We start from the raw sequence: 16,303 nt of genomic DNA, 5'->3' as shown, positions 1-16,303 counted from the left end.
CCCCGGCTCTCAGGGGGCCGCCGAACCGCTGGTCACCGTGGTCCACTGACCGGAGGTCACCGAGAACACCGTCAGGAGCCGGTTGCGGGTGTCGCCGTACTCGTCGAAGGCGACATGACCCGTCACCCCGTCGAAGGCGAGGCGGGCCACGGCCTGGGGCATCTTCGCGCGGGCGTCCTCGGGCAGGGTGCCGCCGTTGGCGCTCACCAGGGACTTGACGGCCTCGATGAGGCTCCAGGTCGCGTCGTAGGCGTACGGTCCGTACCAGCCGGCCTCCTGCGCGTACCCCGCCTCGCGGTACCGGGTGAGGAAGTCCGCGCCGCCCGCCAGGTGTTCGGCGGGGGCGCCGATGTTCAGGGCGAGGTCGCCGTCGGCCTTGGGGCCGGAGTCGAGGAACTCCTGGTCGAAGACGCCGTCGCCGCCCATCAGGGGAATGCCGACCCCGGCCCGCTTGAGTTGCCCGGAGAGCGCCGCCGCGGTGTCGTAGTAGCCGCCGAAGTAGACGGCCTCGGCGCCCGAGGCCCGGACCTTGGCGGCGAGGCCGGGGAAGTCGCGCCGCGCGGGGTCGACATGGTCCGCGCCGACCACGGTGCCGCCGAGCTCCTCGAACGTGGCCGTGAAGCCGGCGGTGAGGCCGGCGCCGTAGGCGCTCTTGTCGTCGATGACGTACAGCTTGCTCTTGCCCGCCTCGGTGCGGAGGTACCGGGCGGCGAAGGGGCCCTGGTCCACGTCCGTGGTCACGGTGCGGAAGTACGTGGTGTAGGGCCGGGACCTGGTGCCCGCGGCCCAGTCGGGGCCCAGCGTCAGCGCGGGATCGGTGTTGCCCGGTGAGACGTTGACGAGGTCCGCCCGGGCCAGGGGTTCCACCAGGGTCCGGGCCACGCTGGAGTTCAGCGGTCCGACGACGCCGAGGACCTTCGCGTCGGACACGAACCGGACGGCGTTCGGCTCGCCCTTGGCGGGATCTGCCGCGTCGTCCAGGGCCATGATCTCGAAATTCACTCCGGGGACGAGCCGCTTCTCGTTCGCGGTGCTTGCCGCCAGTTCGGCGGAGTTGCGGATGCCGAGACCCATCGCGGACATACTGCCGGTGAGCGGTGCGTCGACCCCGATCACCACCGTGACGGAGGAATCCGCCGCGCCCTGGCCGGCCGCCCCGCCGCCGGGTGCCTCGTCCCCCCGGGAGAGGGTCCAGGTCAGTGCGGATCCGGCCGCGAGCGTGGCCAGCGCCGCGCCCAGGACGGCGGAACGCCGGGTGAGGCCGCGCACCGGCCTCTTCTCCCGCGTCCCCGCCTTGGTCGTCGTGGCCGGCGGCACGTCGTCCTCGGCCGGGGGAACGTGCGCATCGGTCGTCGTCGCCGGCGACACCTCGTCCTCCGCCGGGGGCACCGGTACGGGCGCGGGGACCGGCGGCGCCTCGGCCGGCAGGTCGGGAACGGGGCGCGGCGCCTCGGCCGGCCGCTCGGGAACGGGGCGCGGCGAGTCGGCCGGGGACGCCCCCGGGTCCGGGACGGTGGGCGTGTGCGGTGTCACGGGGCCGGGGATCGCCGGGTCCGCAGGCGGTGGTGCCTGCTCCGTCGCGGCGTCCGCGGCGGAATCGCGCCTGGTCCGGGGCCTCTGCCCGGACGCACCCGGGAGCTCGTCCCCGGCGGGGAAGGAGCGCAGCACCGACGCCAGCATCGCGGCGGCCTCGGCGGCGCCCACCCGCTGCTCGGAGTCCTTGGTGAGCAGCGCCTCCAGTACGGGAGCGAGCGGTCCGGCGTGCACCGGGGTGCGGTGCGGGCGGGTGAAGACGGCCACCGCCAGGGCGTGGAGTCCGTCGGCCTCGAACGGCGGCTGCCCCTCGACGGCGTGGTACAGGGTGGCGCCGAGCGCCCACAGGTCGTTGGCGGGCGTCGGGCGCTTGCCCTCCAACTGCTCCGGGGGCATGTACTGCGGTGTGCCGATGACGATCCCGCTGTGGCTCAGCTTGGTCGTGGCGTCCGCGAGGTGCGCGATCCCGAAGTCGGTGAGGACGACCCGGTCCTTGGTCAGCAGGACGTTGTCCGGCTTGATGTCGCGGTGGACGATGCGCGCCTGGTGGGCCTCGGCGAGCGCGTCGAGCACGGCCGCGCCGATCTCGGCCACCCGCCGCACAGGCAGCCGGCCCTGCTCGCGGATGGCCGCGGCCAGGGACCGCCCGCGGACGAACTCCATGACGATCACGGGGGCGCCGTGGTGCTCCGCGACGTCATGGATCGTGATGATCCCGGGGTGGCTGAGAGTGACCGCAGCGCGGGCCTCGCTCATGAAGCGCCTGAGCAGCGTGGCCCGGTCGCCCTCGTCCATCCCCGGCGGGAAGAGGACCTCCTTGACGGCGACCTCGCGCCCGAAGAGCTGCTGGTCCAGGCCTCGCCAGACTCGGCCCATACCACCCTGGCCGATGCGCTCGACCAATTGGTACCGGCCGGCGATGAGTTCGGGGTTCCGCTCGGTCACGCGCACACTCTAGGTCCTGTGGAGCCGTTCAGGTGACGGAAAGATGGCTCGATCACACCCTGGGAAGAGGAGGCCCCGGCCGGGGAAGGTGAGACTGGCGGGCCCGGCCGGGGACTCACGGCCCCTCAGTCCTCATGTCAGTCCTCATCCGGCATGGAACTGCTCCTTCGTCGGAACCCATGGCTCGGGGTCGTCTTCGCGGCGGCGGCCCCGAAAACCGGTACTCCCGCCCGCAGCCGTGGAGACGGCCCCGGACGGCTCGGCGGCCTCCTCCGGCCGGTCGCCCCCGGCCGTGGAGACGGCCCCGGACGGCTCGGCGGCCTCCTCCGGCCGGTCGACCCAGCCCTGGCCGGAGGACCAGCGCAGGGACGCGGACGCCGGCGGCTCCTGTGGTCGCCGAGGCGGACGGGCCCGCCGTCGCGGGAGCAGACGGGCCCACCACCGCGGCGTCCACGGGCCGTCGAACGGCCACCACCCGCCCAGCCCGAGCCGCCACGCGCCGGCCATGGCGGCCAGGGTCGCCGCCGAGATCCACCACTGCGACAGCTGCCACAGCAGCAGGCTCACCGCGGCACCGCCCGCCGCGGCTCCGACGGGCGTCACGCCGGAGCGGCGCAGCCACTGCGCGGCGCAGACGACCAGCACCACGGCCACGGCTCCGAGGGCCAGCCTCAGTGCCGCGACGGCCCGGGAGGTGTGGGTGGCCACCGTACCCGGAGCCGTGCCCAGCACGGTCGCCGTCTCCGCCTGGGTCAGCCCCAGCCCCTTGGTCAGCAGCACCGCCCTGCGCTGCTGGAGGGGCAGGGCGGTCAGTGCCGCGTCGAGGTCCAGCCGCAGGTCGGCCGTGGCGCACGGGTCGGCGGTGCCGGCCGCCGTCTCCAGCCGTACGTCCGCGTCCAGGGAGGCGTATCCCTGGCCCGTGCGGCAGCGCCGGGCCGCGTGCCGGGCCTCGTTCCGGATGGCCGCGAAGACGTACGGGCGCAGCCGCCCGACCGGTTCCGGGCACGCCAGCACGCCCGCCAGGGCGTTCTGCACGACGTCCCGGGCATCGGCCGACCACGGCGGAACCCCGAAGCCCCGCAGCTGCTTGCGGGCGTAACCGACCATCTGCTCGTACCGCTCGGCGACCAGGGTTCCCAACTCCTCCTGGCGCAGTGCCCGGTGCCGCTCATCCATGCCGCCCCCGCTTCCGCGCCGGGCGGCCGCCGTCCGCCTCCTGTGCGGCGCGCAGGAGTTCGGCCCTGCCCGCGGCGCGGATACGGAAGGCGATGCTCTCCAGCACCCTGCTGAGTCCCGGCGCGCACAGCAGCACCAAGGACACGACGACGCCGATGCCCGTCATCTCCAACGGAAAACCCCTCCAGTCCGCGGCCTGTCAGCGCCTCACCGTGAAGCAGCGGCCGTACACCTCCCCCAGAGCCACGGGCCCGCCGGATTCTTGACACGCGTCCGGAATCGATGGCGAGCGGTCCCCCGCACCGCATGTGTCCGGCCCTCACCCACGCCGGGCAGCGCGGGTTCGCGACGACAGGGTGTCACAGGGCAGCTACGCACTGCCGCCGCAGTGGGCACGCCGACCGGTTCCCCCACGGACCGCTGGGCTCGGTCGGCAACGGGCGAATTCCGCCCGGTCGAAGATTTGTCCCGATTGCGCGGGTACGTACCGCCGCGGGGGTACTCGGCGTCCGACATACGGGGGCCGCACAACCGCGAGGTGACAGGTATGACTACCTCTCCCCGGTCATCGATGGAAACCCATCCTGACCTCATCGACATGCGCATGCGTCACGAGATGGCGGAGCGCGCGACCACCACCTCCCGGGCACAGACCGTGGAGACGATGGCCCTTCTGGCCGGTCTGTATCTGGCGGCGTCCCCCTGGATCGCGGGGTTCAACGGCCTGACCAGGCTGGCCGTCACCAACCTGATCGTGGGCATCGCCTACGCGCTGCTCATGAGCGGCGGGTTCGGCCGCGCCTACGAACGCACGCACAGCATGGCCTGGGCGGCCTGCGGGCTGGGTGCCTGGACGATCATCGCCCCCTGGGTCGTGGCCGGTGATGTGAGCACGACCCGGAGCGTCGTCAACAACATCATCGTCGGTGCGATCTGTCTGCTGCTGGGTCTGGCGGCGAGTGCCGTCTCCAACGACCGGCGGAGCTCGCGCGGCGATCAGGGCATGCCCGGCAGGTAAGTCCCCCTCTGGTGGGTACGGTCCCGCAGCCGGCGCCCCGGGTTCGCCCGGGGCGCCGGCTGCGGGGCCGCGTCGGCGTGATTCCCGGTCACGGCGGGCGCCGCGGCGGCCGTGCGTCCGCCGACCAGGGGGAACTGTTTGTGTCCTGAGCAAAGGGGGACCCTGCGACCCATGGGAAGAAGCACGCGAGCTCGCCGGACGGGGCAGAACAGGATGCTGCGGCTGCTGGACGGCCTGGAGCGACAGCCTCGCGCCGACACACTGATCGACCGGGTGGCCCGGGGCGTGCGCGCCCTGCCGCTGGGCGACGGCCGGGACCTGCTGCACGGCAGATGGCTGGGCCATCCCGTGCATCCGCTGATCGTGCAGATCCCGGTCGGGAGCTGGCTGTCCGCGGCGGTGCTGGACCTGCGCCCCGGCCGTTCCCGGGACGCGGGGGTGCTCATCGGCGTCGGGCTGGCCGCCGCCGCCCCGGCTGCGCTTGCCGGGGCGGTCGACTGGGCCGAGCTGCAACGCCCGCAGCAGCGCGTCGGCCTGGTGCACGCGCTGGCGAACACGACCGCCGTCGGACTGTACGCCGCCTCGCTCGCCTGCCGCGCCAAGGGCCGCGACGGGGCCGGCCGCGGCCTCGCCTTCCTCGGGCTGACGGCCGCGGCGGCCGGCGGCATGCTGGGCGGTCATCTCGCCTACCGGCAGGCGGCGGGCGCCAACCACGCCGAGGCGGTCCCGCACGTCGTCTCGGCGGGCTGGCACCGCGTCGGCGCCGTGGCCGACTTCCCGGCCGGCCGGCCGACCCGGCGCACCGTCGACGACGTGCCGGTCCTGGTGATCCGCGAGCTCGGAGGCACCTTCCACGCGCTGGCCGACCGGTGCAGCCACCTGGCGGGCCCGCTGTCCGAGGGCACCGTCGCCGACGGATGCGTACGGTGCCCGTGGCACGGCAGTGTCTTCCGGCTCTCGGACGGCTGGAACGTCAAGGGCCCGGCCACCGCTCCCCAGCCCGCCTTCGACACGCGCATCGTCGACGGGCACGTCGAGGTACGCCTGCGCGACGGAGACGACACACAGGACAACCCGACGGACGAGGCGGTGACGGATGGCCCCGACGCAGACAACCCCTGACCAGTCCGGTGGAGGGCGTCTGCGCGACCTCGCCCGGCGCACACAGCAGCGGTACTCGGCGGGGCACGACCGGCCCCTGGGCGGATATACGGCGGCCCTGGCGGGATTCGCGGCCTATACGACGGCCTGGGCGACCGCCGTCCGGATGCGCGGGCGCCCGCTGCCCGACCGGCCGGAGCCCTGGGACGTGCTCCTGACCTCGGTCGCCACCTTCCGGCTCAGCCGGCTCCTGAGCAAGGCGTCGGTCACCAGTCCGCTGCGCGCGCCGTTCACCCGGTACGTCGGTCCGCAGGGCCCCGCCGAACTGCACGAGGAGGCCCGGCGCGACGACGGCAAGGACACCGTCGGCGAGCTCGTGACCTGCCCGTTCTGCACGAGCGTATGGGTCGTGACCAGCCTGACCGCCGGCCGGCTGCTGTGGCCGCGGGCGACCAGGACCGCCATGGGCGCGCTCACCGCACTGGCCGGCGCCGACGCGCTCCAACTGGCCTACTCCGTCCTCAAGGACAAGGCCGCCGGGGAGGGCTGAGGCGGCTCGGCCTCAGCGCCCGGGAGGGGCCGCTTGCGGGCGCCGCGCCCGGCGGGCCGGGCGGCTCTCCCGCCGCACTCGGATGGCGTACCAGCCGGCCCCCAGCACCAGCGCCAGGGCCGCTTCGGCCGCGTCGCCGCCGTAGTACATCAGCCGGGCAGCCGTGTGCAGATCGTCGACGGTGAAGGCGGTGCCGGGCGGCGGCGACGTATGGAGGACCTTGGCCAGCACGGCGTGTGCGGCGCCCGCCGCCAGCAAGGAGCCGCCGCGGACGGCGAGGCTCCACCGGCGGCGCAGGGGATCGAGCTGGCACACGGCGAAGCAGAACAGCAGCCCGGCGGCCACCATGTGCGCGTGCACCACGGCGTGGACGAGGGCGTTGTCCTCCATGGCGGCGAACAGACGGGTGCGGTACAGCAGCCACAGGCCGCCCGCGTCCAGCAGCGCCGCCACCGGCGGGCAGACGAGCCGGCCCAGGGGCCCCGAGTGCGCGAGCACCACCACGCCCCGGCGTACCGGGCCCGCCGGGAGCGCCCGCAGCAGCAGGGTGAGCGGGCGGGCGAGGACCAGCAGCACGGGTGCGGCCATCGCGGTGAGCAGATGGCGGGCCATGTGTTCGGTGAACGGCCCGCCCGGCACCGCCCCCGCCGCGGCCCAGGCGACGGCCGAGGCACCCGTGACGAAGGACGCGTCCCGCAGTCGGGGCCAGGCATCCCCCCGGCGCCGCAGCCGTGCGGTACCCAGCAGATAGACGGTGGCCGCGAGCAGCGCCGCCACGGCCACCACCTGCTCGGCGCCGGTCACGCCGCCCGGGTGGACGTGCGCGAGCCTCACGACTCCGTACCGGCGGGCTCGTCCCGGCGCGCCGCCCGCATCCCCAGGACCATGCCGACGAGCAGCAGGAGCACAGCGGACAGGTTCCACGCCCAGTCGTACGGCGTCACGTCCACGCCGTAGCGGATCTGGTGCAGGCGCAGCAGCTTGTGGTCCACCACCCCGTCGAACAGCTGGAAGACGCCCAGCCCGAGGAAGAAGCCCGCCCGGGCGTGGGCCGCTGCGAGCGCCCGGCGACGGTGCAGGTCCGCGTAGAGGAAGAACCCGGCGACGAGCGCGAGCAGCTCGGCCGTGTGCAGCAGGCCGTCGGACAGCAGGCCGACGCCGCTCGTCGAACGGTCGTAGAAGTGGTGCCAGCCGAGGAGCTGGTGGAAGACGATCTCGTCGAGCGCCGCCATCACCGCCGCCCCGATCAGTGCGCACACCAGCGTGGACCGGGTGCGCTCGGCGGGCACCCGGGGCGCGGGACCGGGGCGGACCGTCTCGCTCATGGCCAGGTCTTCCTTCCTGCCCGGGGGCCGTCGTCCCCGCGTCCGCTACGCCTACCCGATCGATGCCGCGCGGGCTGTCCGAGGCGGCGTCCGGGTGAACCGCGGCGCGCGGCAGGCCCTTCGCCGGGGCCCCGGTCTCAGCGCCGGCCCGCCCGGGAGCCCCGGTAGGCGGCGCGGCGGGCCGCGGCCAGGGCGGGTCCGGGCGTGAAGCCGCGGACGTCGTGCGCGTAGATGTCGAAGTCCCTGCTCTCCTTCGGCCGTACCGGAAGAGGAGTGCGGACGGTGAGCACGGCGAACCTGCGCCAGGAACGGCCGCTCTCCCCGGCACACAGGTCCAGTACGAGCGGCCCGGCGCTCAGGGCGCGGGCGAGGCTCGCCGGGTCCCCGTGCACGCGGGCGTGCCCGGAGCGCCGGGGGAAGGCGGCCAGTACGCAGGGGCGATCGCCCGTCCGGTAGGACAGGAGGGTGGAGTACGGCCCGCCCAGTGCGTCGGACCGGGGCCGCGGCAGATGCCGGGTGAGCCGTCCGTGGCCGCTGCTCGTGAGCAGCAGGTCGAGACCCCGGCCGGGGCCGTCGACGTCGTCCACGCGGACGGCCAGCCCCAGCCCGTCGGGCAGCCGTCGCGGCAGGCCGGCCGCCCGTGACAGCCGTACGGTGGCGGTGTACCGTCCTGGCCGGTCCAGCCATGGCACGCCCCAGGGTTCCCCGCCGCCGTCGACCTCGAGGTCCGCGGTGCACATCAGGCCGTCCGGGTGGAGGGCGGGAGCCCGGCGCAGACGGGCCAGCAGCCGGAAGGCCCTCTCGATTCCTCTCATCCGCCGCGTCACCAGGGCGTGTTCACGGGCCGGACCAGCCGGCTTCCCACTCGGCATCGCCGTCACCGTTCTCGTTGTTCTCGTTGTTCTCGTTGTCGTCGTCGCCCTCCGCCTGCGACGGCGTGGTGCGGGGCGCCTCAGGACGGCCGCTGCGCTCCGGCTCGTCGTCCGCCCCGGCCGGGGGTGCCGCCTCGCCCTCCGCCTGCGACGGTGTGTTCTCGCTCATGACCTGCCTGCCTCCCTGTCGGGTCTCGGGGTGTCGGTGTCCGCGTGCCGTCGTGCGGGGTGCCTCGGCGGTGTCCGGGCCGTGGCGGGCGCGTGCGGGCGGTGACCGCGGGCCGGTCGTGCGTCGTCACTCGCCCGTGCCTGCCGCGGCACCTCGCAGAGCCGACCGACGCCGTGTCCCACGGGTCTCCCTTCGTACCGACAGCCCGCCGGGTACCCCCGGGCCGGCATCCCTCACCCGGGCCGGGGGGTGACCCGCCGGCACGCCGCCGGCTTGCCCGCGTGGCTCCGAAAGGGGGACGTGTGCGGCCGTCCGGCTGTGTGCGGTGGCGGGGGCCGCCGAATGGCTGAATCGTGGGCGCGGTGCGTCGGCACCGACATGCGGTGCGGCGTCGGGGGTACTGCACCCGCCCGTCCTGTCATCGAGGAGCGTCTTCCATGACCTTCAATCCACTGGAGCAGCGGGGGATCCCGCTGGACCGCCAGTTGCGCAACTGGCGTGAGCTGAACGTGCACCCGATCGACCCCGACCGCTGCGACCCGTACACCCGGTGCCGGATCATCACGATGAACGGCATCGAGGTGGAGGCGGTCCTCTTCAGTCACCAGCTGGCCCGCAACACGGTCGACCCGGAGGTGAAGCGGCAGCTCGCCCGGACCCGCTACATCGAGGCGCAGCAGCAGAAGGTCGTCAACTGGCTGCTGCCGGGCGTGTCGTCGGTGCTGGAGACGACGATCGCCTACGAGCAGGTCGCGGTGGACCTGACGGCCTGGGTCGCGCGCATGGAGCCGGACCCGTACCTGAAGCAGGCGTACCAGTTCGGTGTGCTGGAGGACTTCGATCACCTCTACCGTTACGCGAACCTGTACGAGATGATCGAGCACCGCAAGGCGGAGTCGGTCGTCGACGGCCTCACGGAGGTCATGCCCGGCCGGCCCACGAAGTTCCACCACCGCGATGCGTACGACAACGTCCGCGACCCGTACGCCAAGGACGAGACGAACCCGCTGTCGAAGCTGCACGCGCTGACGATCATGTCGGCCGAGCAGCAGACCATGAACTTCTACATGAACACCGGCCCCACCTACATGGAGCCGATCGCCCGCCAGCTCTACCAGGAGATCGGGCTCATCGAGGAAGAGCACGTCACGCACTACGAGTCCCTGGTGGACCCGGGCGAGACGTGGTGGGAGCAGCTGGTCAACCACGAGTACAACGAGTGCTACCTCTACTACTCCTTCATGGAGCAGGAGAGCGACCCCAGGGTCAAGGCCATCTGGGAGCTGCACCTCAACATGGAGCTGGAGCACCTGCACACCGCCTGCGACCTCATGCGCCGGCACGACGGCCGCGACCCGCAGGAGATCCTCGCGCCGGAGCTGCCGAACGTGCTCACGTTCGAGCCGAACAAGCAGTACCTGCGGGAGCTGCTGGACACCCAGATGGACCTGACCACCCTCGGAGCCGGCTACGTCCGCGAGGCGCACGAGCGGTTCGAGAAGATGCAGGAGCAGATCAACGGGGGCGAAGAACCGCCGAGCGAGCGGGTCATCGCCGAGCACGACGAGATGTTCGGCCGCGAGTACCGCGTCGAGTCCGAGGGCGAGCACCCCGACCCCGCCATGCGGGAGAAGTGAGGAGCCGAGATGTCCGAGCCGCAGACTCCGCAGGCCGGGGACGACCGGGCCACGGACACGGACGTGGTGGCGCTGCTGATGCGCCAGCACGGTGACATCCGCAACCTCTTCGACGAGGTCGAGGCCGCCACCGGCGACGAGCGGCGTGAGGCGTTCCGCCGCCTGGTGCGCCTGCTGGCCGTGCACGAGACCGCCGAGGAGGAGGTCGTCCACCCCTTCGCGCGGCGCGCGCTGCCCGGCGGCGAGCAGGTCGTCGAGGACCGGCTCGCCGAGGAGCGGGCCGCCAAGGAGACGCTGGCCGCCCTGGACGAACTCGACACCGACGACCCCGAGTTCATGCCGCAGCTGATGAAGCTGCGCCAGGACGTCCAGGAGCATGCGCGGGCCGAGGAGCGCTACGAGTTCACGTACATCCGGCGCAGCACCGACGTCACCGAACTCGCCGCCATGGCCAAGGCCGTCAAGGCGGCCGAGGCCATGGCCCCCACCCGGCCGCACCCCGGCGTCGAGTCGGGAGCGGCGAACGCCGCGCTCGGGCCGGTGGCCGCGCTGATGGACCGCACCAAGGACCGGGTGCGCAAGGCCATGGGCAAGGACGGCTGACAGCCGGCAGTCCCCGACGGGTTCGCCGAGGAGGACCGGGTTCGAGCAGCGCTGATGCTCGTCCCCGGTCCGCGCCCGTGTCACTCGCCGACGGTGAAGCCCTGGTCCTTGCCGTACTTGACGCTGATGTCCTGCCAGTCCTTCAGACCGTCCGCGAGTTGTTTGGAGGACACGTACGCCTTGCCGACGGTGTCGTTGAAGACGGAGTTGGCGTACACCTGGTAGGGCAGGTACGACCAGTTCGGGCCGACGTTGCGGGCGGACTCGGCGAAGATCTCGTTGGCGCGCTGTCCGCCGAAGTACGGGAACTCGGCCTGCTGGAACTTCTTCGACTCCAGGTCCGCGCGGGTGGCCGGGAAGGCGCCCTCGGCGACACGGGCGCTCGCGCCGGCGCCGGTGGTGGCGTACTCCATGAAGGCGTAGGCCAGTTCCTTGTTGCCGCCCGCCTTCGGCATCGCGAGGGAGCTGCCGCCGTTCTCCGCGCTCGCGGTGTCGCCCTTCGACCACTGCGGAAGCGGGGCGACCCGCCAGTCGCCGGAGGCCGAGGGCACACCGGAGGTGAAGTTGGCGGGCATCCACGCGCCGATGGCGAGGGTGGCGATCGACCCGTCGGACAGGCCCTTGTACCAGGCGTCGCTCCATGAGCTGATCGGCGCCAGCAGCTTCTCGTCGAGCAGCTTCTGCCAGGTGGCGGTGTACTTGCGGGTTCCGGCGTCCCCGAAGTCGATCGTGACCTTCGTGCCCTCGCTCTTGTAGGGCCGCCCACCGGCCTGCCAGATCAGGCTGGTGGTGGCGCCCGCGTCGCCCGTGTCGTTGGTGATGAAGAGCTTGGGGTCGGCCCTGTGCAGCTTGCGGGCGGCCTCGACGTACTCGTCCCAGGTCGTCGGGACCTCGACGCCGTGCTCGTCGAAGACCTTCTTGTTGTAGAACAGCGCCATCGGGCCGGAGTCCATGGGCAGCGCGTAGACGGACTTGTCCGTGGTCACGGCGTTCCAGGGGCCCGGGCTGAACGTCTTGGAGAACTTCTGCGCCCCGTAGCCGGACAGGTCCTGCACCGAGTCGGCGATCGAGAACTGGCCGAGCGCGTAGTACTCGATCTGCGCCACGTCAGGGACCCCGGAGCCGGCCGCGATCGCGTTCTGCAGAGCGGTGTACTGCTTGTCGCCGGTGCCCGCGTTGACCAGCTCCACGTCGACCTTCGGGTACTTCTTCTCGAAGTCCTCGGCCGCCTTCTTCAAGGTGGGCTCCCAGGCCCAGACGGTTATCTTCCCGCCCTCGGCCAGTGCGGACTTCACATCGCCGGGGCCGGCGGCGGAGTCGCCGTCGGACGAGGACCCGCAGGCCGTGGCGCCGAGGGAGAGGGCGGAGACGACGGCGAGGGCGCCGAGCAGTCTGCGGGTGATGTGCGTTGTCATGGGAGGTGCTCCTGGTCGATGTGCGGGTGGGACGGGCGCAAAGGGACTGGACGGAAGGGTCGGTGCGGGGAGGAAAGGGGGGCGGGCTGTCACTCCTTGACGCTGCCCGCGGCCAGGCCGGACTGCCAGTACCGCTGGAGCAGCAGGAACGCCACGACGATCGGGACGATGGTGAGCAGCGAACCGGTGATGATCAGGTCGAAGACGGCCTCGCCGCCCGCGGTCTGCGCCTGGGCGTTCCAGGCGTTCAGGCCGAGCGTGAGCGGGTACCAGTCCGGGTCCTTCAGCATGATCAGCGGCAGGAAGTAGTTGTTCCAGGTCGCCACCATGGAGAACAGCAGCACGGTGACCGTGCCGGGCATCAGCAGCGGCATGACGATCCGGAAGAACGTCCGCACCTCGCCGGAGCCGTCGATGCGGGCGGCCTCCAGCAGCTCCGCGGGCACCGCCTCAGCTGCGAACACCCACATCAGATAGAGGCCGAACGGCGATATCAGGGACGGCACGATCACCGCCCAGGGGGTGTTCGTCAGGCCCATCTCGCTGAACATCAGGAAGGTGGGGACGGCCAGCGCGGTGCCCGGCACGGCGACGGCACCGATGACCACCGCGAACACGGCCCGGCGTCCGGGGAAGTCGAACTTGGCGAGGGCGTAGCCGCCGAGCACGGCCAGGACGGTCGAGCCGCCCGCGCCCAGCACGACGTAGAGCAGGGTGTTCAGCAGCCAGCGCAGGAACACGCCGTCGTCGTACGAGAGGGTGCGGCGGATGTTGTCCCACAGGTTGAAGTCGTCGGCGAACCACAGCCCGAAGGAGTCCTGCAGACCGGTCTGCGTCTTGGTCGCGTTGAAGACCAGCCAGGCCAGCGGGAGGAGCGTGTAGAGCAGGACCAGCCCGGTCAGCAGGGTCAGCGGCACACTGCGGCGCGGGGCGAGCGGGACATGGGCCCGGTGTCCGCGGGGTACGGCCGGTCCTGTCCGGCCGGCCCGGCCGGCCCGTGCGGTGGGCCGGTGGGCGGCGGGCGCGGTGGCGGCGCTGGAGGCGTCGGTGGAGGCCGCGGGCGAGGACAGGGGGCTCGCGCCGTCCGTCAGGCCGGGGGTGGAGGAGGTCATCGCTCAGCCTTCCGCATGCCGCGCAGCTGGACCGCGTAGGCGATGATCGCCGTGATGACACCCATCACGATCGCCACGGTCGCCGCGTAGTTGTGCTGCTGACCCGAGAAGGACAGCGAGTAGGTGTAGAAGTTGGGGGTGAAGTCGGTGGTGATCGCGTTCGGTGCGAGCTTCTGCAGGATGTTCGGTTCGTTGAAGAGCTGGAAGCTGCCGATGATCGAGAAGATCGTGGCGATCACCAGGGCACCGCGGATGGCGGGCAGCTTCACCGAGGCCACGATCCGCCACTCGCCGGCCCCGTCGATGGCGGCCGCCTCGTACAGCGACCGGGGAACGACCTTCAGGGCCGAGTAGAAGATCAGCATGTTGTAGCCGACGAACTCCCAGGTCACGATGTTGCCGATGGAGGCGAGCACCAGGGACGGGGAGAGCGGGTCGGGCAGCGTGACCCCGAAGGCGTCGTTGATGTTGCCGACCAGCCCGAAGCGGGTGCCGTACATGAAGCCCCAGATCAGGCTGGCCACGACCGCCGGGACGGCGTACGGCAGGAAGATCGCCACCCGGAAGAAGCCCTTGCCGTAGAGCCGGCCGCTGTCGAGGGCGAGGGCCACCAGAAGGGCGATGCCCAGCATGACGGGCACCTGGATCAGCAGGAACAGCCCCACCCGCAGCAGGCCGTCCCAGAACCGGGAGTCGCCGAGCGCCTCGGCGTAGTTGTCCAGGCCCACGAAGGACGTGCCGCCGATCAGCCGGTCCTGGAAGAGGCTCAGGTAGACGGCGTAGCCGATCGGGGCGAGGAAGACCAGGGCGAAGACGGCGACGAACGGGCCGGCGAAGCCCCAGCCCACCAGGGCCTCCTTGCGGAGACGGAATCGGGGGCGACTGCGGGACGGTGGCGTCGCCGTCGCCGTCACGGGCGTCGACTGGAGCGTCATGCGGGTTCCTTGCGTCGTGTGACCGTCCGGTTCGGTCCAGGAGGGACCGGCGTCCGGAGGCTGGGGAACGGCCCTGCGGCGGGGCTGACCGAAGATCGATGTTTACGTAATCATCGGTAGCGTGATGGTGGCACTCCCGGTGGGGAGCGTCAAGCATGAAGCCCGGTCGAAAGCAGGGGAACCCGGGGACGAAGAGGCCCTCCACGGCGGTGACTTGCCGGTAACTCGGCCCCCGAACCGGGCACGACCGGACACAAGCGACATCCGGAGGTAGCGGCTCCGGTGTGAGCGTAAACGGGAGGCGGGCCGAGGAACGGGTGGGAGGAGGGAGGGCCTGCGGCTTGGAGGCGGGACGGCGACAGCAGGGCGTCAGGATGCGCGTTCGGACGCTCCGGCAGTCACCCCGAGCCGGCCGTCAGCCGATGCCACGCCCTCCCCCGGGCAGGAACCCTCGCTGAGGCGCAGAACCGCAGGTCAGGCCGTTCCCGGCGGCGGCGGAGCGGTGCTCTCGCGGACGATCAGGACCGGTTCGACGGCCAGGCTGCGGGGGCCGGCCGTGCGCCCGTCGATCTGGTCGAGGAGCAGGGTCACGCAGTGCCGGCCGACAACCTCGAAGTCCTGCTGGATCGTGGTGAGCGGGGGGACGAAGTAAGCCGCCTCGGCGACGTCGTCGAAGCCGACGACGCTGACGTCGGCGGGAACGCGGCGGCCCGCCTGGTGCAGGGCCAGCATCACGCCGAGCGCCATCTGGTCGTTCGCGGCGAAGACCGCGGTCACCTCGGGGCGCCCCGCGAGCTGTTGTCCGATGCGGTACCCGGAGGCCGCCGTCCAGTCGCCGTACGACACCGGCGGGACGGGGGCGCGGGCCGCGGTGAGCGTGCGGTGCCAGGACTCGGCGCGGCGGCGCGCGGCGAAGGAGTCGTGCGGGCCTGCCACGTGCCAGACCGTGCGATGGCCCAGTTCGAGGAGGTGCGTCACCGCGCTGCGGGCGCCGTGGGCCTGGTCGAAGTCGACGTTGGGGTAACGATGGCCGGTCTCGCCGTCGGCGACGACGATCGGCATGGTCGGGGGCAGGTGCAGCGAGGGTGTGTCCAGGATCTGCGACTCCACCAGGACGATGCCGTCCACGGACTGGAGCATCAGGTGCCGGAACGCCTTGCGGACGGCGGCCTCGGTCTGTGCGCGCACACCCATGAAATTGATGGAGAAGTCGGCTTCACGGGCCGCGTCGGCGATGGCGGCGAGGGTGCGCGCGTTGCCGTGCGCCCCCACGTCGAAGCTCACCACACCCAGTGCGCCGAACCGGCCGGTGACCAGGGCGCGGGCGGCGGTGTTCGGCCGGTAGCCCAGCACCTGCATCGCGGCCAGGACCTTCTCACGGGTGGCCTCGTCGACGTTGTCACGATTGTTGGCGACCCTCGAGACGGTTTGCGAGGACACGCCGGCCATCGCCGCGACGTCGGCCATCGAGGGCCACTGTCTCGCGGGACGCGACCGCGGCGAACGCGCCTTCTTCTCAGTCGCCATGCCTCGACCTTCTGCCCGGACCTTCTCGTGCTGACATGGAGGAGCCAGCCTGTGCCAGTGAATGTTGGCGCAAACATATTGCCTGGGTCAAACGACATCCAGCGGTGCGCGACTGCTTGACAGCCCGGTCCGGGCCTCCCAGACTCTCCCCCCGAACCGCTCGTGTTTACGCGAACACGCCTCACCGTTTCCGAGCCGCACACGACAGCTCCCGAGCCGTGGACGGCGGTCCGGCTTTCTCCCTGGCGTGCCGAGAGCCGCGGCACGCCTTCCGACGCCTTCCTCTCCGCACGCACCGGCTCGGCACGCACCGGCTCCGCCGACCGCGTGCGCCTCCGGCACGTCCTCGTCCCGCGCGGACGTGCCTGCCCTGTCCCTCATCCCC

General features: G+C 72.2%; 16 protein-coding genes. 5 read left to right on the top strand and 11 right to left on the bottom strand.

The features are described from left to right. Nucleotides 1–9: 9 nt before the first annotated feature. The 3 genes from ACIGXJ_RS18120 to ACIGXJ_RS18110 all read right to left on the bottom strand — a co-directional run bounded on the left by ACIGXJ_RS18120 (nucleotide 10) and on the right by ACIGXJ_RS18110 (nucleotide 3,820). A complete protein-coding gene (locus ACIGXJ_RS18120; protein WP_399646105.1) occupies nucleotides 10–2,478 on the bottom strand; it encodes a bifunctional serine/threonine-protein kinase/ABC transporter substrate-binding protein in 2,469 nt (822 codons plus the stop codon). Between the two features lie 144 nt (nucleotides 2,479–2,622). Further along, nucleotides 2,623–3,654 carry an RNA polymerase sigma factor gene (locus ACIGXJ_RS18115; RefSeq protein WP_399646102.1) on the bottom strand — a complete coding sequence of 344 codons (1,032 nt, stop codon included), beginning with the start codon at nucleotides 3,652–3,654 and terminating at the stop codon, nucleotides 2,623–2,625. Further along, the gene (locus ACIGXJ_RS18110; protein WP_399646100.1) at nucleotides 3,647–3,820 is read right to left on the bottom strand and encodes a hypothetical protein; all 174 of its coding nucleotides are present in this window, start codon (nucleotides 3,818–3,820) and stop codon (nucleotides 3,647–3,649) included. Before ACIGXJ_RS18110 ends, ACIGXJ_RS18115 begins: the two co-directional genes overlap by 8 nt. 381 nt (nucleotides 3,821–4,201) lie before the next feature. Here ACIGXJ_RS18110 and ACIGXJ_RS18105 point away from each other — a divergent pair, with 381 nt between their 5' ends. The 3 genes from ACIGXJ_RS18105 (at nucleotide 4,202) to ACIGXJ_RS18095 (ending at nucleotide 6,323) form a co-directional block, all read left to right on the top strand. Further along, nucleotides 4,202–4,672 (top strand): SPW repeat protein, encoded by a 471-nt coding sequence (locus ACIGXJ_RS18105; RefSeq protein WP_399646097.1) that lies wholly within the window; start codon nucleotides 4,202–4,204, stop codon nucleotides 4,670–4,672. A gap of 171 nt (nucleotides 4,673–4,843) precedes the next feature. Then, nucleotides 4,844–5,794, top strand: coding sequence for a Rieske 2Fe-2S domain-containing protein (locus tag ACIGXJ_RS18100; protein WP_399646094.1), 951 nt, complete (start codon nucleotides 4,844–4,846; stop codon nucleotides 5,792–5,794). Further along, nucleotides 5,769–6,323, top strand: a complete 555-nt coding sequence (locus tag ACIGXJ_RS18095) for a DUF1360 domain-containing protein (protein WP_399646091.1) — start codon at nucleotides 5,769–5,771, stop codon at nucleotides 6,321–6,323. Before ACIGXJ_RS18100 ends, ACIGXJ_RS18095 begins: the two co-directional genes overlap by 26 nt. A gap of 12 nt (nucleotides 6,324–6,335) precedes the next feature. Here the strand turns inward: ACIGXJ_RS18095 and ACIGXJ_RS18090 are convergent, their stop codons facing one another. The 4 genes from ACIGXJ_RS18090 to ACIGXJ_RS18075 form a co-directional block, all read right to left on the bottom strand. After that, nucleotides 6,336–7,157, bottom strand: a complete 822-nt coding sequence (locus ACIGXJ_RS18090) for a cytochrome c oxidase assembly protein (protein ID WP_399646089.1) — start codon at nucleotides 7,155–7,157, stop codon at nucleotides 6,336–6,338. Then, complete coding sequence (locus ACIGXJ_RS18085; protein ID WP_399646086.1) at nucleotides 7,154–7,648, bottom strand: DUF2243 domain-containing protein; 495 nt, start codon at nucleotides 7,646–7,648, stop codon at nucleotides 7,154–7,156. Before ACIGXJ_RS18085 ends, ACIGXJ_RS18090 begins: the two co-directional genes overlap by 4 nt. 137 nt (nucleotides 7,649–7,785) lie before the next feature. Continuing rightward, the gene (locus ACIGXJ_RS18080; protein WP_399646083.1) at nucleotides 7,786–8,463 is read right to left on the bottom strand and encodes a phosphodiesterase; all 678 of its coding nucleotides are present in this window, start codon (nucleotides 8,461–8,463) and stop codon (nucleotides 7,786–7,788) included. Between the two features lie 22 nt (nucleotides 8,464–8,485). Then, a complete protein-coding gene (locus tag ACIGXJ_RS18075) occupies nucleotides 8,486–8,689 on the bottom strand; it encodes a hypothetical protein (protein WP_399646080.1) in 204 nt (67 codons plus the stop codon). Between the two features lie 437 nt (nucleotides 8,690–9,126). On the opposite strand from ACIGXJ_RS18075, the gene ACIGXJ_RS18070 reads away from it, so the two are divergent. Together ACIGXJ_RS18070 and ACIGXJ_RS18065 are read left to right on the top strand one after the other, a co-directional pair. After that, the gene (locus tag ACIGXJ_RS18070) at nucleotides 9,127–10,326 is read left to right on the top strand and encodes a hypothetical protein (RefSeq protein WP_399646077.1); all 1,200 of its coding nucleotides are present in this window, start codon (nucleotides 9,127–9,129) and stop codon (nucleotides 10,324–10,326) included. 9 nt (nucleotides 10,327–10,335) lie between these two features. Continuing rightward, the gene (locus ACIGXJ_RS18065) at nucleotides 10,336–10,929 is read left to right on the top strand and encodes a hemerythrin domain-containing protein (protein ID WP_399646075.1); all 594 of its coding nucleotides are present in this window, start codon (nucleotides 10,336–10,338) and stop codon (nucleotides 10,927–10,929) included. Nucleotides 10,930–11,009: 80 nt separating this feature from the next. On the opposite strand, the gene ACIGXJ_RS18060 is transcribed toward ACIGXJ_RS18065, so the two are convergent. From ACIGXJ_RS18060 to ACIGXJ_RS18045, 4 genes are all read right to left on the bottom strand, one after another. Next, nucleotides 11,010–12,344, bottom strand: coding sequence for an ABC transporter substrate-binding protein (locus ACIGXJ_RS18060; RefSeq protein ID WP_399646073.1), 1,335 nt, complete (start codon nucleotides 12,342–12,344; stop codon nucleotides 11,010–11,012). An 89-nt stretch (nucleotides 12,345–12,433) separates the two neighbouring features. Beyond that, entirely contained in the window at nucleotides 12,434–13,456 is a 1,023-nt protein-coding gene (locus ACIGXJ_RS18055; RefSeq protein WP_399646071.1) for a carbohydrate ABC transporter permease, read from the bottom strand. Further along, nucleotides 13,453–14,391: a carbohydrate ABC transporter permease gene (locus ACIGXJ_RS18050; protein ID WP_399646068.1), complete on the bottom strand. Its 939-nt coding sequence runs from the start codon at nucleotides 14,389–14,391 to the stop codon at nucleotides 13,453–13,455. The genes ACIGXJ_RS18055 and ACIGXJ_RS18050 overlap by 4 nt, the downstream gene beginning before the upstream one ends. 474 nt (nucleotides 14,392–14,865) lie before the next feature. Then, nucleotides 14,866–15,858: a LacI family DNA-binding transcriptional regulator gene (locus ACIGXJ_RS18045; RefSeq protein ID WP_399646065.1), complete on the bottom strand. Its 993-nt coding sequence runs from the start codon at nucleotides 15,856–15,858 to the stop codon at nucleotides 14,866–14,868. Nucleotides 15,859–16,303 lie beyond the last annotated feature (445 nt).

Origin of the sequence: Streptomyces sp. NPDC053367 (assembly GCF_044545925.1) — a bacterium.
In the GTDB taxonomy this organism is placed as follows: Bacteria; Actinomycetota; Actinomycetes; order Streptomycetales; family Streptomycetaceae; genus Streptomyces.
The sequence above is the reverse complement of the archived record's forward strand: the minus strand, read 5'-3'. Positions and strand labels throughout refer to the sequence as shown.